Origin of the sequence: Magnetococcus sp. PR-3 (assembly GCF_036689865.1) — a bacterium.
GTDB lineage: Bacteria > Pseudomonadota > Magnetococcia > Magnetococcales > Magnetococcaceae > Magnetococcus.
The window spans coordinates 264,834-285,442 of record NZ_JBAHUQ010000001.1 but is presented as its reverse complement, the minus strand read 5'-3'; the positions used below and the strand labels follow the sequence as shown (position 1 = coordinate 285,442).

13 protein-coding genes and 1 pseudogene are annotated in these 20,609 nt (G+C 50.8%); 11 read left to right on the top strand and 3 right to left on the bottom strand.

What is annotated here, in order from left to right; translation table 11 throughout:
- Positions 1 to 959: 959 nt before the first annotated feature.
- The 8 genes from V5T57_RS01105 to V5T57_RS01070 all read left to right on the top strand — a co-directional run bounded on the left by V5T57_RS01105 (position 960) and on the right by V5T57_RS01070 (position 11,603).
- Positions 960 to 1,949 (top strand): TRAP transporter substrate-binding protein, encoded by a 990-nt coding sequence (locus V5T57_RS01105; protein WP_332889303.1) that lies wholly within the window; start codon positions 960 to 962, stop codon positions 1,947 to 1,949.
- 196 nt (positions 1,950 to 2,145) lie between these two features.
- A complete protein-coding gene (locus V5T57_RS01100) occupies positions 2,146 to 2,829 on the top strand; it encodes a TRAP transporter small permease (RefSeq protein WP_332889302.1) in 684 nt (227 codons plus the stop codon).
- Complete coding sequence (locus V5T57_RS01095; RefSeq protein ID WP_332889301.1) at positions 2,826 to 4,226, top strand: TRAP transporter large permease; 1,401 nt, start codon at positions 2,826 to 2,828, stop codon at positions 4,224 to 4,226. Before V5T57_RS01100 ends, V5T57_RS01095 begins: the two co-directional genes overlap by 4 nt.
- 216 nt (positions 4,227 to 4,442) lie before the next feature.
- The gene (locus V5T57_RS01090) at positions 4,443 to 6,731 is read left to right on the top strand and encodes an NADP-dependent malic enzyme (RefSeq protein ID WP_332889300.1); all 2,289 of its coding nucleotides are present in this window, start codon (positions 4,443 to 4,445) and stop codon (positions 6,729 to 6,731) included.
- A 387-nt stretch (positions 6,732 to 7,118) separates the two neighbouring features.
- Entirely contained in the window at positions 7,119 to 7,682 is a 564-nt protein-coding gene (locus V5T57_RS01085; RefSeq protein ID WP_332889299.1) for a 2-oxoacid:acceptor oxidoreductase family protein, read from the top strand.
- A 17-nt stretch (positions 7,683 to 7,699) separates the two neighbouring features.
- The gene (locus tag V5T57_RS01080; RefSeq protein ID WP_332889298.1) at positions 7,700 to 8,953 is read left to right on the top strand and encodes a transketolase C-terminal domain-containing protein; all 1,254 of its coding nucleotides are present in this window, start codon (positions 7,700 to 7,702) and stop codon (positions 8,951 to 8,953) included.
- A gap of 11 nt (positions 8,954 to 8,964) precedes the next feature.
- Entirely contained in the window at positions 8,965 to 9,981 is a 1,017-nt protein-coding gene (locus V5T57_RS01075; protein ID WP_332889297.1) for a thiamine pyrophosphate-dependent enzyme, read from the top strand.
- Positions 9,978 to 11,603 (top strand): NAD(P)-binding protein, encoded by a 1,626-nt coding sequence (locus tag V5T57_RS01070; protein WP_332889296.1) that lies wholly within the window; start codon positions 9,978 to 9,980, stop codon positions 11,601 to 11,603. Before V5T57_RS01075 ends, V5T57_RS01070 begins: the two co-directional genes overlap by 4 nt.
- A 588-nt stretch (positions 11,604 to 12,191) precedes the next feature.
- Here the strand turns inward: V5T57_RS01070 and V5T57_RS01065 are convergent.
- Entirely contained in the window at positions 12,192 to 13,859 is a 1,668-nt protein-coding gene (locus tag V5T57_RS01065; protein WP_332889295.1) for a vWA domain-containing protein, read from the bottom strand.
- A 479-nt stretch (positions 13,860 to 14,338) separates the two neighbouring features.
- Between V5T57_RS01065 and V5T57_RS01060 the strand changes: the two genes are divergently transcribed.
- Together V5T57_RS01060 and V5T57_RS01055 are read left to right on the top strand one after the other, a co-directional pair.
- Positions 14,339 to 14,845: a CBS domain-containing protein gene (locus tag V5T57_RS01060; protein WP_332889294.1), complete on the top strand. Its 507-nt coding sequence runs from the start codon at positions 14,339 to 14,341 to the stop codon at positions 14,843 to 14,845.
- Positions 14,842 to 16,191: pseudogene (locus V5T57_RS01055) on the top strand (ArsB/NhaD family transporter). The gene V5T57_RS01060 and the pseudogene V5T57_RS01055 overlap by 4 nt, the downstream one beginning before the upstream one ends.
- Positions 16,192 to 16,366: 175 nt before the next feature.
- Here the strand turns inward: V5T57_RS01055 and V5T57_RS01050 are convergent.
- Positions 16,367 to 16,735, bottom strand: a complete 369-nt coding sequence (locus tag V5T57_RS01050) for a cupin domain-containing protein (RefSeq protein WP_332889293.1) — start codon at positions 16,733 to 16,735, stop codon at positions 16,367 to 16,369.
- Between the two features lie 12 nt (positions 16,736 to 16,747).
- Complete coding sequence (locus V5T57_RS01045) at positions 16,748 to 17,989, bottom strand: tetratricopeptide repeat protein (RefSeq protein WP_332889292.1); 1,242 nt, start codon at positions 17,987 to 17,989, stop codon at positions 16,748 to 16,750.
- 355 nt (positions 17,990 to 18,344) lie between these two features.
- Here V5T57_RS01045 and V5T57_RS01040 point away from each other — a divergent pair, with 355 nt between their 5' ends.
- A complete protein-coding gene (locus tag V5T57_RS01040; RefSeq protein WP_332889291.1) occupies positions 18,345 to 19,892 on the top strand; it encodes a FecR family protein in 1,548 nt (515 codons plus the stop codon).
- Positions 19,893 to 20,609: the final 717 nt, after the last annotated feature.

Genomic DNA, 20,609 nt, shown 5'->3' with positions numbered 1-20,609 from the left:
TTAGAAGCCTCTCAAGCGACCTGATCATGATCACTTAGCGTACCGTACGGTAGTACCCAGCCTACTCTTTAGAAGCCCCTCAAGAGACCTGATCAGGATCGATTAAGGGTGTGCCGCGCAGCATATTCTTTAGAAGCTACTTAAGATGAGTGCCATGCAGCATGCTCAGGCTATTCTTTAGAAGCCGCTTAAGAGACCCAATCGTTTTCTAACAGGGCATGCCTCGTGGTATGCCCAGGCACTTTGTTAGCAGCTCCGCAAGAAGCTTGATCATCCTAAGGTTGAGCCCTGCAAGCACACGCCCGATACGCATTCTGGTCTAGGGGGTGGCCATTCTAATGGGTCTGTTCGCGCTTTTTTTATCGAAAACCAACACAGCCGCATTATTTTTTTAATGAATTCTTCATGACCAATTGTCTGCTTTTATCTACGCATCAAATACTGTACTAAGTCGTATGTTTGTAAGGATAAATTCAAAAAACCGCCCAGTGTCTCTACTATTCATAAAAGTGATAATGGTGGCTAACCCCTTTTTAATGGGTGTTTTTTCTCGGATGAATCGTTGTTTTTGCTGCGCAAAATATTGTGCAATGCCAAATGAAGTTTTGCATTGCAAAAGCGTAAACTATTGATTTTATGTATCTATAACATGCACACTGCTAATGTAAAAAATGACCTTGCCATCAACAAAATTTGGTTGTTATATAGCGGAAATCCGCCGCATACTCAGAACCAGTTGTGCGAGAATCCGCACACAGCGTTCCAATAGAGCAACGCGGAATAACGAATATATCTTGCTGTAAAGCCTATGGTTTTCGAAAAAAATCGTGAATCATCTAAAAGTGGCCCGACGATTGCCGTAGAGAGGGTAGAAGAAACGTTCCCTGTTCCCAACCACACATCGAAAAGTGTGGAAGTTAAGGGATGCACTGACAATCGTGACACTGGAGATGAAAACCATGCGTAAGACTCTTTTTGCTGCAGCATTAACAACCTGCATTCTGGCTGGCGGTATGGCTGTTGCTGAGGCCAAGCCCATCGTGATTAAGTTCAGCCACGTGGTTGCTGAAAACACCCCCAAAGGGATTATGGCAATTAAGTTCAAGGAGCTGGTGGAGAAGCGCTTGAACGGTAAAGTGGTTGTGGAGGTTTATCCGAACTCCCAGCTGTATGGAGATAACAAAGTTCTAGAGGCCATGTTGTTGGGTGATGTGCACATGGCTGCACCTGCACTGTCCAAGTTTAAGAAATTCACCAAGAAGCTGCAGATCTTTGACCTGCCTTTCTTGTTTAAAGACATGGCGGCTGTGGATCGTTTTCAAAAAGGTCCTGAAGGTCAAAAGCTTCTTCAGTCCATGAAGAAAAAAGGTTTGGTCGGTCTTGGTTACCTCCACAATGGTCTAAAGCAGCTCTCGGCCAGTCAGCCTTTGAAGGTACCAACCGACGCCCACGGTCTGAAATTCCGCATCATGTCTTCAGACGTACTGTCGGCTCAGTTCCATGCCGTTAAAGCAACACCATTGAAGAAGCCCTTCTCTGAGGTCTTCACCCTGCTCCAGACCAACGCCATTGATGGTCAGGAAAATAGCTGGTCAAACATCTACTCTAAGAAGTTCTTTGAGGTGCAGGACTACATCACCGAATCCAACCACGGTCTGTTGGACTATATGGTTGTGACCTCAGCTGAGTTCTGGATGGATCTGCCTAAAGATATCAAGGCCCAGGTTAAAAGTGCGCTGACTGAAGCGATTGACATTGGTAACGCTGCTTCTGCGGCCAAGGCTACCAATGATCGTGAGAAGATCGTTGTATCCAAGCGCAGTAAAGTATTGACCCTTACCGATGCTGAGCGTGCCCTGTGGGTTGCTGCAATGAAGCCGGTTTGGAAAAAGTTTGAAAAGCAGATTGGTAAGAAGAACCTGGATGCAGCGGTTGCTTCCAACATGTAATCAGGCGTTCGTTTCTACGGGGTGATCTCTGCAGCTTATCCAAAGGGCTGCAACACCCCACCTTCCTGGGGGAAGGTCGAGTATACGGGGGGCGGTATTGTAAACGCAGTACCGCCCTCGCTTACTCTCCTTCAATCACCCCGCAGACGCTACATCCATGTGGGATGGCGCGGATTGGAAAAAGGAGAGGCTTTCCATGATCGCACGCTTTATGGCAAGGCTGGAAGAGAACGCACTGGCCCTTCTACTGATTTCAATGACCTTTTTGGTCTTTTTGGAAGTGGTACTGCGTTTTGTATTTAACACAGGCCTGGAGTGGGCCCAGGAGGTCACCCTGCATGTATCAGCATGGTTTGTCCTTTTTGGCGCCTCTTACGGGATTAAGGTAGGTGCCCACATTGGTGTGGATGCGGTTGTGCGAATTCTCAAGCCTGAGGTTCGTCGTATCGTCTCCCTGGTGGCGTTGGCGCTCTGCCTGTTCTACTGCGCCCTGTTCCTGTACGGCGGCTGGATCTATCTGGCTAAGATGTACAAAATTGGTATTACCATGGAGGACACCCGCTTGGCCATTGGCTTGGTGGAGATGTTATCTGTGAATATGCAGGAGTTCCTGAAGCTGGATGTTGAAGATCCGCTGGTACCCCTGTGGTTTGCCCATGCTCCGATTGTGGTGGGGTTTGTTCTGCTGGTTTTCCGTTTTCTACAGTTGGGTATCAACCTGTGGACGGGTAAGGCTGACAGCTTCCACTTTGCCGATGAGGCTAAAGAGGTTCTGGAACACGACCTGGGTCTGGACCCCATCAAAGTTGATGAGATTGAGGAGGAGATCTACCATCTTAATGACGACAAAAAGGGTAAAGACCCGGAGGTGAAGTCATGACCATCGCGGCGCTGTTTATCCTTTTGTTCGTGTTTATGTTTATTGGTGTGCCTATCGCCATTGCGCTTGGCCTGTCCAGTATCATGACCATTATGATGTTCTCCAGCGATTCCCTGGCCTCCATTGCGCTTAAGCTGTTTGAGGCAACCAGTGAACACTATACGCTTTTGGCGATTCCCTTCTTTATCTTATCGTCGGCGTTTCTCTCAACCGGTGGTGTGGCGAAGCGTTTAATCCGTTTTGCCATCGCCATTGTGGGGCACATTCGCGGTGGTTTGGCCATGGCTTCGGTACTGGCCTGTATGCTGTTCGCTGCGGTGTCTGGTTCATCACCGGCTACGGTGGCTGCCATTGGTACCATCGTTATTGCCGGTATGGTTAAAGCTGGCTACCCCAAAGCCTATGCGGCGGGTGTTATTGCCAACGCAGGTACATTGGGGATCTTGATCCCACCTTCTATCGTTATGTTGGTGTATGCTGCAGCGACGGAAGAGTCCGCAGCCCGTATGTTTATGGCGGGTTTTATCCCCGGGCTTGGTATGGGCCTTCTGTTAATGGTAGCCATCTACATCACCGCCCGTATCAAAGGTTTGCCTGCGCAACCTTGGGCTGGGTTTAGTGAGATCGGTAAAGCCTGCATGTCCGCCATGGGCGGCATCATGCTCATCGTTATTGTTTTAGGCTCGATCTATGGCGGTATTGCCAGCCCAACTGAGGCTGCTGCGGTATCGGCCATCTATGCCTTGTTGGTAGCCACCGTGGGTTACCGGGATATGGGCCCCTTAAAGACCATACCCTGGCACCACTCTGGTGAAACAGCCGGTGCCATGTTATGGCGTAACAGCTGGAACATTACGTTGATGTTCCCCAGGTTGTTCCGCGATGAAGAGGTCCGTGGGGTGGTGTTAGAAGCGGCTAAGGTGAGCATTATGTTGCTGTTCATCATTGCCAACGCCATGTTGTTCGCCCATGTGCTGACCACGGAGCGCATTCCCCACGTAATTGCAGAGACCATTGTTAATTGGGGACTGCCAGCTTGGGGCTTCCTGATTGTGGTGAATATTCTGCTGTTGGCTGCCGGTAACTTTATGGAGCCTTCTGCGATCATTTTGATCATGGCCCCCATTCTGTTCCCCATTGCTGTACAGCTGGGTATTGATCCCATTCACTTGGGGATCGTGATGGTGGTGAATATGGAAATTGGTATGATCACGCCGCCGGTAGGTCTCAATCTATTTGTGACGGCGGGTATTACCGGTAAACCCATCACCTGGGTGATCAAAGCGGCTCTACCTTGGTTGGGACTGCTGCTCTTCTTCCTGATTCTGGTGACCTACATTCCACAGATCTCTTTGTGGCTGCCAGAGTATATCGATCATCTGAATGGTTACAATTAAGAGGTGCAACGCCTCTGAGTACTGAAAGCCTCCCCGGGAGGTCTCTAACCAGGCTATGTCTGGGTGGAGATCTCCACGTTTTGGGGCGCAGCCGATCTATTTTTCGGTTGCGCCCCAAATATGTACATAAACCTTGAGACCTCCTTTGCATGCCCAACGCGTGTCGTTGGTAGGCGTAGGCTGTCTCTGTGATGCTTAGTAAAAGGAAAGCATACGATGAGTTCTGATTTTGACAAGATGGCGCTGGACTATCATGAATTTCCCTCCCCCGGTAAGTTAGCGGTCAATGCAACCAAGCCCATGGCGAACCAACGGGATTTAGCCTTGGCTTATTCACCTGGGGTGGCTGTGCCCTGTACGGAGATTGAGCACAATCCGCTGGCTGCAGCCAAATATACTGCGCGGGGTAATCTGGTTGCGGTGATCTCTAACGGTTCAGCCGTATTAGGGTTGGGCAATATTGGACCGTTGGCCTCCAAACCGGTGATGGAAGGCAAAGCGGTACTCTTTAAAAAATTTGCAGGTATTGATGTTTTTGATATCGAAGTCGATGAGAGTGACCCCCATAAGCTGGTGGAGATTATCGCCTCACTAGAGCCAACCTTTGGTGGTATTAATCTCGAAGATATTAAGGCCCCAGAGTGTTTTGTGGTGGAAGGGGACCTGAAAAAGCGCATGGGGATTCCGGTTTTTCATGACGATCAACACGGCACCGCCATTATCGCAGCCTCAGCCATCCGAAATGGCTTGCGGTTAGTTGGTAAGGAGATTGCCGATGTAAAAATGGTCTCTACAGGTGGGGGTGCTGCTGGTATTGCATGCTTAAACCTGCTGTGTGATATGGGCCTGAAAAAAGAGAATATTCTGCTGATCGATCGCACCGGAGTGGTCCACACAGAGCGCGATGACTTGGCAAACCAGCCAGAAAAAATGGGGTATGCCGCAACAACTGAGCTGCGCACGTTGGCGCAGGCCATTCCCCAGGCCGATATTTTTCTGGGGCTGTCAGGGCCAGGGGTGTTAACACCAGAGATGGTCAAGCAGATGGCCAAGGATCCTATGATTCTGGCTTTGGCCAACCCAGATCCTGAGATCTTACCGGAGCAGGCCAAAGCGGTACGTCCTGACGCCATCATCGCAACGGGGCGGACGGATTATCCCAACCAGGTCAACAATGTGCTCTGTTTTCCGTACATCTTCCGCGGTGCGTTGGATGTTGGGGCCACAGCCATCAATGAGGCCATGAAGGTGGCCTGTGTGGAGGCCATTGCCAATCTGGCTCAGGCGGAATCCTCCGAAGAGGTGGCCGATGCGTATGCTGGGGAATCCCTAACCTTTGGGCCAGAATATCTCATTCCCAAACCTTTTGATCCTCGATTGATTGTGGAAATTGCCCCTGCTGTGGCCCGTGCGGCCATGGAGAGCGGTGTGGCAACGCGACCCATTGAGGATTTTGATGCCTACCGTGAAAAACTCACCAGTTTTGTCTTCCGCTCAGGCATGTTAATGCGCCCCATTGTGGAACGGGCGCGCAAGGACCCCAAGCGTTTGGTCTTTGCGGAAGGGGAAGATGGCCGTGTGCTGCGTGCGGTACAGGTGTTGTTGGATGACGGTATGGCCAAACCCATTTTAGTTGGGCGGCCTGATGTTATTCAAAAACGCATGGATAACATTGGTTTGCGCTTTAAGCTGCATGAGGATGTTCCGGTCTGTGACCCCCAAGATGATCCTCGGTTTGATGAGTACTGGCAGTTCTACTATGCACGTTTACAGCGCTGTGGGGTCACCATTAAAGAGGCAAGGCGCCGGGTACGGACCAGCCAGACTGTGATCGCCAGTATTATGGTTGCCCGTGGTGAAGCGGATGCCATGGTCTGTGGGGGGAGTAGCGGTTATACCAAATATGCCCACCATGTGAGGGATGTTCTGGGTTTTGCCCAGGATGCGGATGATTTTTCAGCACTCTCAGGTCTGATCACCAACAAGGGTATTCTGTTTATTGCTGATACCCATGTGTACCAGGATCCTCCCGCAGAGGCCGTGGCAGATATAACCCTGCGTTCTGCCAGTGTGGTGCAGCGCTTTGGCATTAAACCCAAGGTGGCTTTGATCTCTCACTCTAACTTTGGCAGTTCTGAGGATCCTTCAGCCGTTAAAATGCGCCAAGCCTTGGATATTATTTTAGAAAAAAATCCAGAGCTGGATGTCGAAGGTGAAATGCGCACCAATGCTGCATTGGATCCGTCCATCCGTCAGCGTATTTTCCCCAATGCCCGTTTTAAAGAGCCTGCAAACCTGTTGATTATGCCCAACCGGGATGCCGCCAATGCCGTTTTTGCCAGCTTGAGTACGGTGGGGGATGCGGTACCCCTGGGGCCCATTCTGTTGGGTACGGCCAAACCGGCCCATATCACCATTCCATCGGTGACCTCTCGGGGTATTGTCAATATTAGTGCGCTGGCGGTGGTTGAGGCGCAGATTCAGCAGCAGAATCAAGAGGAGTAGGGGAGCCTTACAAAACAGAGGGGGAAAACCAAATCTGTTGCTGACTCGGGGGAGCGCAGCAGGCTTATGATCGCCACCACTTAAGCATCCGTCCTGGAAGCTTAGGCGGAGCCTTATTTCCTGAAATTTGGGAATAAGGCATAAAGCTGGTTTCTCTTGTTTGTAAAATCTCCAATAAAATTCAAATAAATACCTGATCCATGGGGGGTGATCCCTCCCATCGGATCGTTTCGATGCGGGTGCCATGAACCGCATCACCGACGGCTTTTACCGATACCCGGTAAACAGTCGCCATGGATGTCTCCAGGGGGTCTTGGAGATGCCATTCCCAATCTATCGGTCAACTAGGGGTAGCGGGCCGATAAACAAAGAGAAGAAGAGGTGCCCATGTTCCAGATCCGTATTCACGGAAGAGGAGGACAGGGTGTGGTTACCGGTGCGGAGCTGCTGTCAGTTGCCGCGTTCCAAGAAGGTAAACATGCTCAAGCTTTTCCTAGTTTTGGCTCCGAGCGCATGGGTGCGCCGGTAATTTCTTACTGCCGTATTGATACGCGCACCATTCGCCTGCGGGAACCCATTAATGAACCTGACGCGATCTTAATTCAGGATCCCACGCTCTTACAGACCGTGCCTGTCTTTGCTGGGCTGAAAAAAGATGGCTATCTGCTGATCAATACCGCCCGTAGCTTTGAGGAGCTGCAAATTACGGAATTGATCCAATCTCTGGACCCTAAAAAGGTAGCCCGCGTGGCGGCTACTGAAATTGCCCTGGAGCATATTGGTCGGCCTGTCCCCAATGCTGCTTTGCTGGCGGGGCTTTCGGCTGTTTCAGGGGCCTTTGATAAAAGCTCCTTAATCTCTGCTGTGGAGGATAAATTTCCCCCCAAAATTGCGGCGGGTAACCTCAAAGCGGTAGAGGCAGCCTTTGCCAATACCCAAATTGGCTACTAGAGAGAAGGAGCAAACAGATGCTGAAACAGATCGAAGGCTCCCATGCGGTAGCCGAAGCCGTGGGGTTGTGCCGTCCCGAAGTTATTTGTGCTTATCCCATCTCCCCCCAAACCCACATTGTAGAAGGGTTGAGCCAACTGGTTCGTTCAGGTGAGATTGAGAACTGCGAATATGTTAATGCAGAGTCCGAGTTCAGTGCCATGTCGGTGGCCATTGGGGCTTCAGCCGCCGGTGCCCGCAGCTATACTGCGACCGCCAGTCAGGGTCTGCTGTATATGGCTGAGGCTGTGTACAACGCCTCAGGTTTGGGGTTGCCAATTGTCATGACTTTGGGTAACCGCGCTTTGGGTGCACCCATCAATATCTGGAATGACCACTCTGACTCCATGTCCATGCGGGATTCCGGTTGGATCCAGATCTTTGCTGAAGATAACCAGGAGGCCGTGGATCTGCATATCCAGGCCTTTAAAATTGCCGAGACTTTATCCTTACCGGTCATGGTTTGTATGGATGGTTTTATCCTTACCCACGCTTATGAGCGGGTTGATTTGCCGTTGCAAGAGCAGGTCGATGCTTTTTTGCCCCCTTATGAGCCGCGTCAGGTTCTTGATCCCGCTAATCCGGTTTCCATTGGGGCCATGGTGGGGCCAGAAGCCTATGCCGAAGTGCGTTATTTAGCCCACCACAAGCAGCTACAGGCACTGGAGCTTATTCCAGAGATCAGCCGTGAATTTAAAGCCCGCTTTGGGCGGAATTCCGGTGGGTTGATCGGACCTTACCACAGTGAAAATGTGGAGACCGTCGTGGTGGCGATGGGTTCGGTGAACGGTACCATTAAAGAGGTTATTGACCAGATGCGTGCGGAAGGCATTTCCATCGGTTCGCTCTCCCTACGTACCTTCCGTCCTTTCCCCAAACAGGCCATTGGTGAGGCATTAAAAAATGCCAAGCGTGTGATTGCTGTTGAGAAGAATCTCTCAGCCGGACGGGGGGGGGTCATCTCTACCAACCTACGCTCTGCCACGGTAGAGACCAGCCCTGAAGTGACCACGGTTATTGCGGGTCTGGGTGGTCGGGATATCACCATGGTTTCACTACGTAAAATGTTTGACAAGATCATTGACGGTGCATCTGAAAATATTGAGTACCTGGATCTGAACTGGGATGTGGTCAACCACGAACTGGAGCGGGAGCGTCAGCGCCGTCTCTCGGGTCCCATTGCTGAGAACGTGCTGCGCGAAGTCGCTGGCCGTTCGGATAATCAGGTCTGAGGGGGTGTGATATGTCAGTACAGCAACAGAAGGTAAAGTTTTATCAAAAAGGCACCTACACCGTGGGTAACCGTCTGGTTAACCAAAAGGACCGTTCGGTACAGGCCAGTATGGACCGTAGTAATGCGTTAACCTGTGGTCACCGAGCCTGCCAGGGGTGTGGTGAGGCACTGGGTGCGCGCTATGCCATTGATGCCGCCATGCGGGCTTCTAAAAACCAACTGATGGCGGTGAATGCCACCGGGTGTTTAGAGGTGTTTACCACCCCTTATCCCGAAACAAGTTGGCAGATCCCTTGGTTGCACTCGCTGTTTGGTAATGCTGCGGCCGTGGCCACAGGTGTACAAGCGGCCATGAAGGTTAAAGGGAAGTCTGAAGTAAGGGTGATTGCCCAAGGAGGGGATGGGGGTACGACCGACATCGGTTTTGGTCCTCTCTCTGGCATGTTTGAGCGTAATGATGATGTGCTCTACATCTGCTATGACAATGAGGCCTATATGAACACCGGTGTGCAGCGCTCCAGCGCCACACCACCTGCCGCACGGACCGCAACGACACCAGTGTTGGGTAAAGAGCCAGGTAGTGAATTTGGTATGGGTAAGTTTTTACCAGAAATTGCCATGGCCCACCGTATTCCCTATGTCGCAACAGCCAATGTGGCGGCCCTGCATGATCTGGAGACCAAGATCGAAAAGGCCATGAGCATTCGTGGGGCCAAATATATCCATATTCTGGTGCCATGCCCGTTGGGTTGGGGGTCTGAGCCTGCACAGACCATTAATGTAGCCCGAATGGCCATTAAATGTGGGCTCTTTCCGCTGTTTGAGGCGGAGTACGGCAAAGTAACCGGTCGGGTGCCGATTCGTGAACAGGTACCTGTGACCGAGTATATGAAATTGCAGAAGCGTTTTGCCCATCTGCTTAAGAAAACAGAAGATAATCAGCGTCGTGTGGCGGCGATTCAAGCCATTGCCGATGAGAACATTGAGCGCTACGGATTGCTGAAAAAACCGGAGGCCCGCTCATGAATAAGCCGTTTGCTATTACCCTGGACGTGGGCTCCAGTTTGGTCAATCACACAGGATCCTGGCGCACCGAGCGTCCGGTGTATTTGGACCGTTTGCCCCCTTGTAATCATACGTGCCCAGCTGGGGAGAATATTCAGCAGTGGCTGTTCCATGCAGAGGAAGGCAACTACCACCTGGCATGGCAGGAGATCATGAAGAACAACCCACTGCCTGCCGTTATGGGGCGTGCCTGTTACCACACTTGTGAAGTGGCATGTAATCGAGCCCATGTGGATGAAGCGGTTGGTATTCATGCTGTGGAACGTTTTTTAGGGGATCTAGCCCTGGATAACGGCTGGACGGTGGAGGTTGATGCACCCGCCAGCGGTAAAACGATCTTGATTGTTGGTGCTGGACCTGGTGGGTTGTCTGCGGCCTACCACCTCACCCGCTTGGGCCATAAGGCGGTGGTTGTTGACGCCAATGAAGAGCCCGGTGGCATGATGCGCTACGGTATCCCACGCTACCGTCTACCGCTTAAGGCGTTGGATGGGGATATCGCGCGCATCAAAGAGATGGGGGTAACCTTTCATATGGGTGTGCGTGTGGATGATCTTCATGCGGCAAAAACACAATATGGTGCCGATGCTGTCTTTATGGCTATTGGTGCCCAGCGCCCCCGTGAGTTGGATGTACATCAAGATGGATCGGTGGATGCCTTTAATGCCATCGATGTGTTGAGGGCCATACAACAAGGTGAAAAACCCAACCTTGGGCAGCGTGTTATCGTCTATGGCGGTGGAAACGTGGCCATGGATGTTGCCCGTTCTGCGATACGGATGGGGGCTGCTGAGGTCCATGTGATCGCTCGGGAGTCGGAAGAGCGTCTTCCCGCCCATAAGTTTGAGGTTAAAGAGGCGCGGGAGGAGGGGGTTCTTATTCACCCAGATCGTACCGTGATAAGCATTAAGGATGGTGCGTTTAAACTGGAGAAGATGGTCACCACCTCTAGTGAGCCATTCCCCACAGGTCAGACGGAAGATCTGCAGGGGGATACCATTATCCTGGCTGTGGGGCAGCTGGTGGATACCGACTGCTGTTTGGAGGGGATGGATAAGATCCAGATTGTGCGAGATACCGTTCAGGTAAGTAGCCAGATGATGACCGGTGAAGAGGGTATTTTTGCCGGGGGTGATATGGTGCCTTCTCCGCGCAATATGACCAGTGCCATTGGTCAGGGAAAAAAAGCAGCCCGTTCTATCGATGCCTGGTTAAACGGTGCTGTTTTTGAAGCCCCAGCCAAGCATGAGGTGGTAGACCACACCATGATGAACAGCTGGTACTACGCGGATGCCCCTAAAACCATTCAACCGATCTTAGATCCTATTCGTCGTCAGTCAGGGTTTGAAGAGGTGTTGGGCAATTTGGACGAGTCCAATGCACTGTTTGAAGCACGCCGTTGTATGAGTTGCGGTAACTGCTTTGAGTGCGACAACTGTTATGGCTGCTGCCCGGACAATGCCATTACCAAATTGGGGCCGGGTAAGCGCTTTGAGTTCAAGTATGACTACTGTAAAGGGTGCGGCCTGTGTGCGGCCGAGTGTCCTTGTGGGGCCATTAAGATGGAGCGTGATGGTCTGTAGTCTTTAAGCATATGGCGTAGCTGAATGCGCCAGATGCATGGTCCGTACAGCCATCCGGACCGTGTACATGCAGCGTTTTTCCGTGCTGCAACGCATACCCACCTGTATTCAGTCACGGGGTGGATGTGCATCTCTCTTCATAGACTCTTGACCGTACGGCTTGAGGGAGCATCTGCTCCCTCTTTTTTTTTGTCATACGCCCTGAAAAATGGCTGATCTTGGGCGTACATGGGTGGTAAACCCCCTCGGTAACCTAATACGGTTCGGTTTTTTTAGGGGGTGGCCAGCTTGGGGTGTAGGCCTTGTGGCCAATTCCGTCATACAGGTCTGTCCCCTCCCTAACGTCACCTCTGTTCACGTGCCATTTCCATAGGTGAAGGGTCGGTTAGGTGTGGAAGCTTTTTCTCAAGCGATTTTGTCTCTGTTTTAGGGCAATAAAGATTAATCGTTTTTTTTTGGGGGGGCATAACCGGCTATGCAAGCCAAGTGCTAGAGATGTTGCGTCTCTTTAGGCTTCATTAAGCCCCCAAGCTCCCCCCTTCATACGGAAAAAAGAGGGGGGCTTAAGGGTAGATGAAGCATGATGGATTATTTGTTGGCCAGAGGGATCAGTTGCAACAGCTCTGAACGGTAACCAAAGGGGTCCGCCCCCCGGGCATGACGCAGCAGCTTGGTGATGGGCGCATAGTCATAGTTTTTTAGATGTGGGCTATCTTTTAGGCGTTGGGCAAAACCCGCGACGGCTGCCGCAAAGCGAAGATCTTCTGGCGCTCCTTCCACCGTAGTGTGGTGATCTTGCATGGTTACGGCGCGTGTCAGCTCCTGACTTTCCGTGTGTCCGGGGCGTTTATAACGTACGCGGATAAAGGCGGTTTCATGTCGAACTTCTTGGGGGGTTGCCTGTGCCTTACGGGTTTTAGCGGTTTTTTGCGTGGCATAGCGAAGGGGATAAACGTGCTGAAAACTTTGGCCAATCGGCGCGTATTCATAGAGCGCCGTCACAGAGTGGCCACTGCCAATTTCACCAGCATCAACTTGATCATTGGTAAAATCCTCCCGTTTAAGCATGCGGGTTTCATAGCCAATTAAACGGTATTCCGCCACATGGGCCGGGTTGAACTCCACCTGAATTTTTACATCGTTGGCAATGGGGAACAGCGTGCTGAAAAGCTGTTGTGAGAAGATCTTATTGGCCTCGAGGAGTGAGTCTACATAGTAGGCAATACCGTTACCGGCCTGGGCAAGTTTCTGCATAAGAGCATCGTTCAAGTTTCCCTCACCATAGCCCAATACAGAGAGATAAATGCCGCTTTTACGTTCCCGTGCCACCTGTTGTTCCAGGGTTTCATGGTTGGTCTGGCCAAAGTTAAAGTCACCGTCTGTGGCCAGTAGAATACGGTTGAGTTGATCGGCTTTAAAGTGCTCTCGGGCCAGATCGTACGCCATGCGTAAACCGGCACTGCCATTGGTTGATCCGTCCGCCTGGAGCTGATTGACCACCTGCATAATTTCGGTACGCTTATGACCGGCTGTTGGGGGCAGGGCAATGCTTGTCTCATCCGAGTAGGTGACAATAGAGACACGATCTTCCGTGCGCAGGTGTTGAACAAGGTAGCGGAAGGATTTTTTAACCAGCTCCAACTTGTTTTGTGCCCCCATAGAGCCAGAAATATCCAACAAAAAAACCAAGTTAGCAGTGGGACGATCTGCAATCGGTAATTCGTAACCTTGAATACCAATACGCATGAGGCGGGTATGGGGGTTCCATGGGGTTGGCATGCTCTGCGCCTGAATAGCCAGTGGAATTTCAGGGCTCTGGGGTACAGGGTCGTTGTATGAAAAATAGTTAACGATCTCTTCAACCCTTACCGCTTGGGCTGGAACCTGTTGCCCTCGTCTAAGCATGCGCCGGATATTGGTATAAGAGGCGCTGTCAACATCCACACTAAAGGTTGAAACCGGATCGTTCACCACCTGCTTAATGGGGTTGGTGGGGGTGCTCTCATACTGTTCTTGGCTGTTGTCTGTACGCTTTAGTGGTGACGCTATGGCGTGCATGGATGCAGAAGGGCGGGGGGGTGCTTTCATGCGTTTGGCCTGCATGAGGCGGGCTTGGGTCTTTGCCTGATAAAGCGCCTGTTGCTCATGTTCTACATGTTTGGCGGGCATGGATCCACACCCCTGTACAACCAGTGTGGTTAACAGCAATGCACCGATATGGGATAACAGGGAACGTACATTAAAGGGTGTTGGCACAGAGGGCTCCTGACTTTCTTCCATCAAGCGTAAAAAATAACTTCAAAGATACCCGCATTATAAAAAGCGCGTGCTCGTATCGTCAAAGAGAGGCCCAGGCTAGGGTTAGAAGGGAGATGTCATCTCTGCCCCCTCTTTGAATCTCTCGAGACTTGGTTCGGTAGTGAAGGTCGATTTATCTAAGTGAAGTCTATGGATGAAAGGTTACCAGGTTATGTGTGCGTAGAGTAAGGGTTGCCCAATAGAGCTTGGGTTATACCCCACTGTTTTTGGTTTATGGCACACACTGGTTTGCAGGGGTTGAAGGGGGGAAATAGCAAACCTTACGTGTGGTGATTTATGGTATGATAAGCACGAGATATCCGATGGGTCTTAGGCCCAACCCTGGAGATCTTTCCCCCACCGTAGTCTCCCGGACCGGGGCCACGAATGGGCCCGGGAAACGTAAGGCATAAAAGCCACCCATTAAGGAGGCATTTATGGACTGCGGCTCGATTATGCGTCCCATACGCAGCAAGCTCTATGTGGATGATCTGACCCTTACCGCAATCGATTTCATGATGGAAAAACATATGGGGCTGGTACCCGTGGTGGATCGGCATGAGTGTTTTGCCGGGCTCATTAGTGGCGATCGGATCATGCACCATCTGTTGCCCAAGCACCTGACCATGGTGCGTGGGTTGGACCGTATGAGTTATTTGCGGGAATCCCGTGAAGAGCTTTTAGAACGGTTAGAGGATCTTGGCCAAACCACCATTGGTGAGATCATGGATTGTCATGCCGATGTGGTCTATCCCGATACAGCCCTGGTTGAAGTCTATAAAACGTTGTCTGGTAGCCAGTTTGTGGTGCCTGTGGTGGAAAAAGAGACCCGTAAACTGTTGGGGGCAATCTCTTTTTTTACCATTCTTGCAATCCTGCGGGATGAAGAGGCCTGGAGTGACCGGGTTGAGAAGGGGGGCATGGATGCTCAGGGAGGTGCATGATGAGTGCGACAGACCAAGCCGTACACAATACGGTGATCTTTGGCTTGGATCCGTTTTATCTCTCCGCCCTTATTTTAGCCCTGACCTATGCTGTGCTGTTGAGTGAAAAATTTCATCGTACTGTGGTCGCCCTGCTGGGAGCAGGGGTGATGATTGTCTCTGGGGTGATTAACCAGGATCAGGCCTTTCAGGGTATTGATTTTAATACCATTGCTCTGTTGACCGGTATGATGATCATTGTCTCCATTACGCGGCGCACGGGGGTTTTTGAGTTTGTGGCCATTTGGTCGGCTAAAAAAGTTCATGCCCACCCAGGTGGCATTCTACTTATGCTCTCTGCCGTTACGGCTGTTTTTTCGGCCTTTTTAGATAACTTAACCACGGTACTGCTGGTGGTGCCGGTCGCTTTACTCATTGCAGATAAGCTTAAGGTTAGCCCTTATCCTTTTCTTTTTACCCAAATTATCGCCTCTAATGTAGGTGGAACGGCCACCTTGATAGGTGATCCTCCCAATATCCTTATTGGCTCGGCGACGGGGTACAGTTTTAATGACTTTCTCATGAATCTGGGGCCAGTTGCTTTTGTCATTCTGCTGCTGTTTTTGATCATGGGCCATTTTATTTGGGGGCGCCATTTACAAAGCTCCCCAGAACTACGGCAACGGGTGATGAACTTTGATGAACGCAGCTCCATTGTTGATGTGCCCTTGATGAAGCAATCCTTAGGGGTGCTGTTGTTGGTGATTTTGGGGTTTATTATGGGTGAGCACTACCATATCCGACCCGGTACCACAGCCATGTTTGGGGCGGCGTTGTTGCTGTTTATTATCAGTATTGGTCAGGACCATCGCGGCCAGGCTGAACAGGTTCGGGTTGCCCTGGAAGAGGTCGAGTGAAATGCTATTTTCTTCTTCATGGGGCTCTTTATTGTTGTTTATGGCGTGGAACATAGTGGGCTTTTGGCGTTGTTAGCCGATAAGTTGATGGCCTTGACCGGGGGAGACCCCATGAACACGGCCTTAACCACACTTTGGCTCTCTGCCGGTGTGTCAGCTGCTATTGATAACATTCCTTTTGTGGCCACCATGATACCACTGGTGGAGTCGATGGAGAGCTCTATCGGTGGCGCAGAGGTGATTAAACCTATCTGGTGGTCATTGGCGTTGGGGGCTTGCCTCGGCGGCAATGGATCACTGATTGGTGCCGCCGCCAACGTGATGGTGGCGGGCATGGCAGAGCGGTCAGGAACCCCGATTAGCTTTGGTAAGTTCCTGTTAATCGGTCTTCCCTTTATGGTTTTCAGCGTAGCTGTGGCCCATATCTATGTGTGGTTACGGTTTTTTTAAGAGGATGTGGTCGATGGGACCCCCCTTAACAGAAATTTAGGCAGATTTTGAGCATACAAAATGCCACGGGCTAAAGGGATTTATGTCGGGTGGGTAAGATCCATGATGATCCGATCACACTGGAATTCGTCAGGTTTATGACCAGCTAAAATGGAAGAGGCAAGGGGATGTCGGCTTATTCTGATATGGCTTGGCTGGGGAAGGAGATCTCCAATACCAAGACATCTCCTTCTGCTTTAAATGGCCCATGTTTTTCCCCAGGTGGCCGGCTGGCGTAATGGCCAGTCTCTAACCATTGATCAAAGGCGTGGTCATAAAGGCGCCCAGCAATGATAAAGATCTCTTCGGGGTAAGCATGGCTTTTACACCCGTACAAGCTGGTCTCATAGCCAGCTTTGAACCAGGTTAAGCGGGTATAATCCCCCGTTATGGGATCTTCTGCCACCGTGAGTTGGCGTAAGTGCCCCTGGCTACCGGGAATCTCCTGCCACAGGTGTTGGTTGCTCTGGGCCAGTGTGTTCCAATAGGTTGAGGTGGTTTTCATCACCTGCTCCTTTTAAAACCGCCACTGCATGGAGAGACCCAAGACATGGCGGGTGGTATTCTCTGTGTTTTCGGTTGAACGGTTGCGGTTTCTATCCAGACGCAGGGTAACGTCACGACTTTTATCTAAGCGCCACAGCAAACCGCCACTGACATCCATACGGGTGTCATGTCGGACATCACCACTGCTGTCGGCTTCATAGTTGCGGCGTTCCAGGCTATGGCGCACAAACAGCCAGAGATCTTTTTTTACAGGTATTTCACCGGAGAGTGAAAGGCCAGCCATATGATGACGGCTACCAATTTGGCTGACAGACTTGGGCCGTAAAATTCCGACATGTCCCCCAACGCTCAAGCGGCTCTTTGGTTTGGGCCAGCTAAGGCTTTCGCGGTGCTGGCCCCCTGCCAACCACTGGTAGCTATCCTGTGTGTGGTCATAGGGGTAAAGGGTCGCGGTAAACTGTCCAAATAGGGCGCTCAGACGTTGGCGATTCCACACATGTTGCCACTGTAGCAAGGCCGAAGGTTGGTAGTAGGGTTTCTCTTCATGCTGATAAGTGCTGCGCCAGGAGAGGTTGGTGACCAGGCGGTCCATACCTTTGCGCCAGCTTAATGCCCCCCCCATTTTAAGCCGTGCCTGACGTTCCTGGGGCTCTCCAGTAGGGAAGGAGAGATCCACGCTGCCATTGGCCATGGCCGTAAAGCCTGAGCCAAGCGTGTGTCGGTACTGTAGGGTGCCCCGTACTTGAGAGAAGAGATCTTCATGCTGGCGTAACGGTTGTTTATCTTTTTCAGCCAGCCACCACAGAGGGGTAAGGATCTCCTCTTCCACACCACCGGTGATGTTGTCGTCATATCCGCCGCTCAGACGAAGCGTGCCCCGCCATGATTTTACATGGTTTTTTTGATTCTTTAGCGCGGTAAGCAGTGTCAATTGCTGCATGAGTTGCTCCCAGGTACTCCGCGCTGTGGGGGAGAGCAGGCTGGGATCTATGGCTGAGAGCATCTCTTTTAAACGGTCAAGATCGCCGCTGTTCATATAGGCACTGGCTAAAGCAAGTTTGGCTTCAGCGTGGTCAGGTGTGGTGAGTACCACACGTTCCAAAGCCATAATGGCATGTGCATTTTGCCCCGCACGAATGGCTGAAATACCCAATAGATAATCATAACTGGGTTGCCCGGCCAGCTTCTCTTCGAGCGCAGCAAGTTTATGGAAGGTCTGTAAGGGGGTCTTTTCTGCCGTTTTGGCGGCCAAGGCATGCCCTGCCAAAAAGCAGGCACAACATATGGCACATAACAGATGTAAGAATATACCTCTGTTACCACAGCTAGTTAAGGTTTTATGTCTGATCAACATGGACGCATTTCATTTCATATCCAGTTAGGATTAGGAATGAATGTGCATAATGTGCGCCAGTCATAAACATGCAAAACTGTTGTTTTTGTTAGATTAGCATGACATTTCTTTACATTCCTCTGTCCTGCCTTTTCAGGCATACTTATGGGCTATGGCAGGATGCCACCGTCCCCCCCCCCCCCTTATGTAAGGTAAGGAAACCATGCAAAAAAGATTTCTGATTACATCATTGCTCTGTGCAATGGTATTTGTTTTGTTCACTCCTCTCTCATCCCAAGCTGCGGTTCAGGCTGGTCGTGTTCTCTTTATGGTGGGTAAAGCAACCGCCACGGATGGACAAGGTCAAACACGTACCCTAAAACGTGGTGAGCCCTTGCGTGATGGTGACCAAATTGAGACAGGTTCTGGAGCAACCGTGCAAATTCGCTTTCGGGATGGGGCGACAACAGCACTTTATAGCGATACCACGTTTGAGATTGAAGCGTACCGGTATGAGAAACCCGGTGACCCCAAGCGCAAAGCTTTTTTTAAGTTTAAAAAAGGTCTGTTACGTACCATCAGTGGCCATATTGGTAAAATAGAGCATGCTCGTTACCGTATGGAAACGCCAGTGGCTGTGATTGGTATACGTGGTACGGAGTATTTAGCCGAGGTGGAAAAAGCATTAACTGTATCGGTGGTGCAAGGGGCTGTTGAGATCGAAAATGAAGCAGGGATCTTACGGGTTGAACCTGGGCAAAATGGATGGGTGCCCGATGCTGTGAGCCAACCCCGTATGACACCACGGCGCTTACGTTCACTGCATAAATTACCTGTGACGCAAAAAACGGCACCTGCTGCACCATGGCAAAAAGGAAAAGAAGGCATGCCAGTCCTTCCTCAAGCTATGCGAGAGGCCATGCGGCAAGCCCTACAGAACCAAGGTGTTGATGTAGAAAAATTTGAACGCTACCTTCAACAAAATGGTGGAGAGAACCCTGAAAATGTGACTCAAGCCCTGCAGGCCCAAGGGTTGGATGCCGATAAGTTGAAGGCACAGTTGCAGCAGCAGTTTAACATGACCTTTAAGGGGCCCCCCCCTCCGACTGATAGGCCGCAGGGTATGGACATGGCCGTCAGTCCGGGTATGTTAGCACCGCCACCACCGGAAGTACTGGAGGCTTTGGCCAAGGGTGGGTTGGATCAAGCGCAAATTACAGCTCTACAGCAAACACTACCTACGCCGGATCTTTTTCAAGATCTGCATGAAGGGCGTATTACCCCTGAGCAGATGCCCAAACTGCTGATGGCAATTGGTATGTCTCAGGCGCATATGATGAGCTACTTGCAGCAGCAAGGTGTGGATATGGATGCGCTACATAAAAAACTGGAGGGTACTGAGGGCATGCCAACCCCGGATCAGTTGATTCAGGCTCTGTCAGAGCAAGGGATGGACCCCAAGTTGTTGGATGGCATGATGTCACAAATGGCCCCAAGCCATGAAGCCTTAATGGAGTTGTTAAAACAGCACAATATGGATCCTGAACAGTTTTTCTTGAAGGGGCGTGAACATGACCAGCCGATCCCGCCTGAGCTCATGGAAAAGTTGTTTAAACAGGAGATGATGCTGGATAGAGATCTCAATGAAATGCCTGATCATATGCAGCAGGCTTTGTCTGACCTGGGTATCTCGATCTCAGATTTTGATTCCAGCCGTGCTCTTGCAGAACATCTGGAAAAGAGCGGATCATTGCCGGAGTTTTTAGATAAAATTGGGGCACCCCCTCCTGCACCCCCTCCTGCATCGCCTAGCACCCCCTGATTGATATGGATTAAGGCCCCTTAGAAAAGATCAATCTAGGGGCCTTAATCAGCGATCTCTGTGTATACCATGGGTAGATTAGATAGCGTTTACCACTCTATGGGGTGGGTTGAACCTAGCGGCGGTATCCCCACCGTTTATTGGTCTAGATCGATACACTCTCTTGGGTTCCTCAGGAGATATCTGTATGAAGGCACAGGAAGCTGAGCACACTTTAGCACCCATCTTTTTGAGTTTTTCATTCTTTATGGGTAGACGTGTACGTTGTTGATGGTATGGGTATAGATGCTTTTTTGATAGCGGTTCTATTAGGCTTTTGTTAAGCAGGGTGATGTTCGGGGCATGATGGCTGGTCACGGTATATCTGCAATATGATTTACGCGCCTGACTCCTCTCTGCTTAGCCTTTAAACATAATCTGTGGGGGCTGTTCACTTCTCAATGCCGTTGTCTTCATTGTTCTGTTTAAAATGTAGGGCCGTACCGTGAGATGAAGGGATATGACAGGGACGGCTTATTGCCTGGTCTAACCTGTCTCCAGATCTTAACCTGCATGGTTTTTGCCACGGGATAGCTGGGTGTTTATACAACATGATTGTGTCGTTTATGATAGGATGGTTTTGCAGGGCAGTAAGCATTGCTCACCTAAGGGTGAACAGATGAGATGTGCAGCCACAGGGGGTGTGGCTGAGTTATGGATTAAGGGGGGGCATGTCTA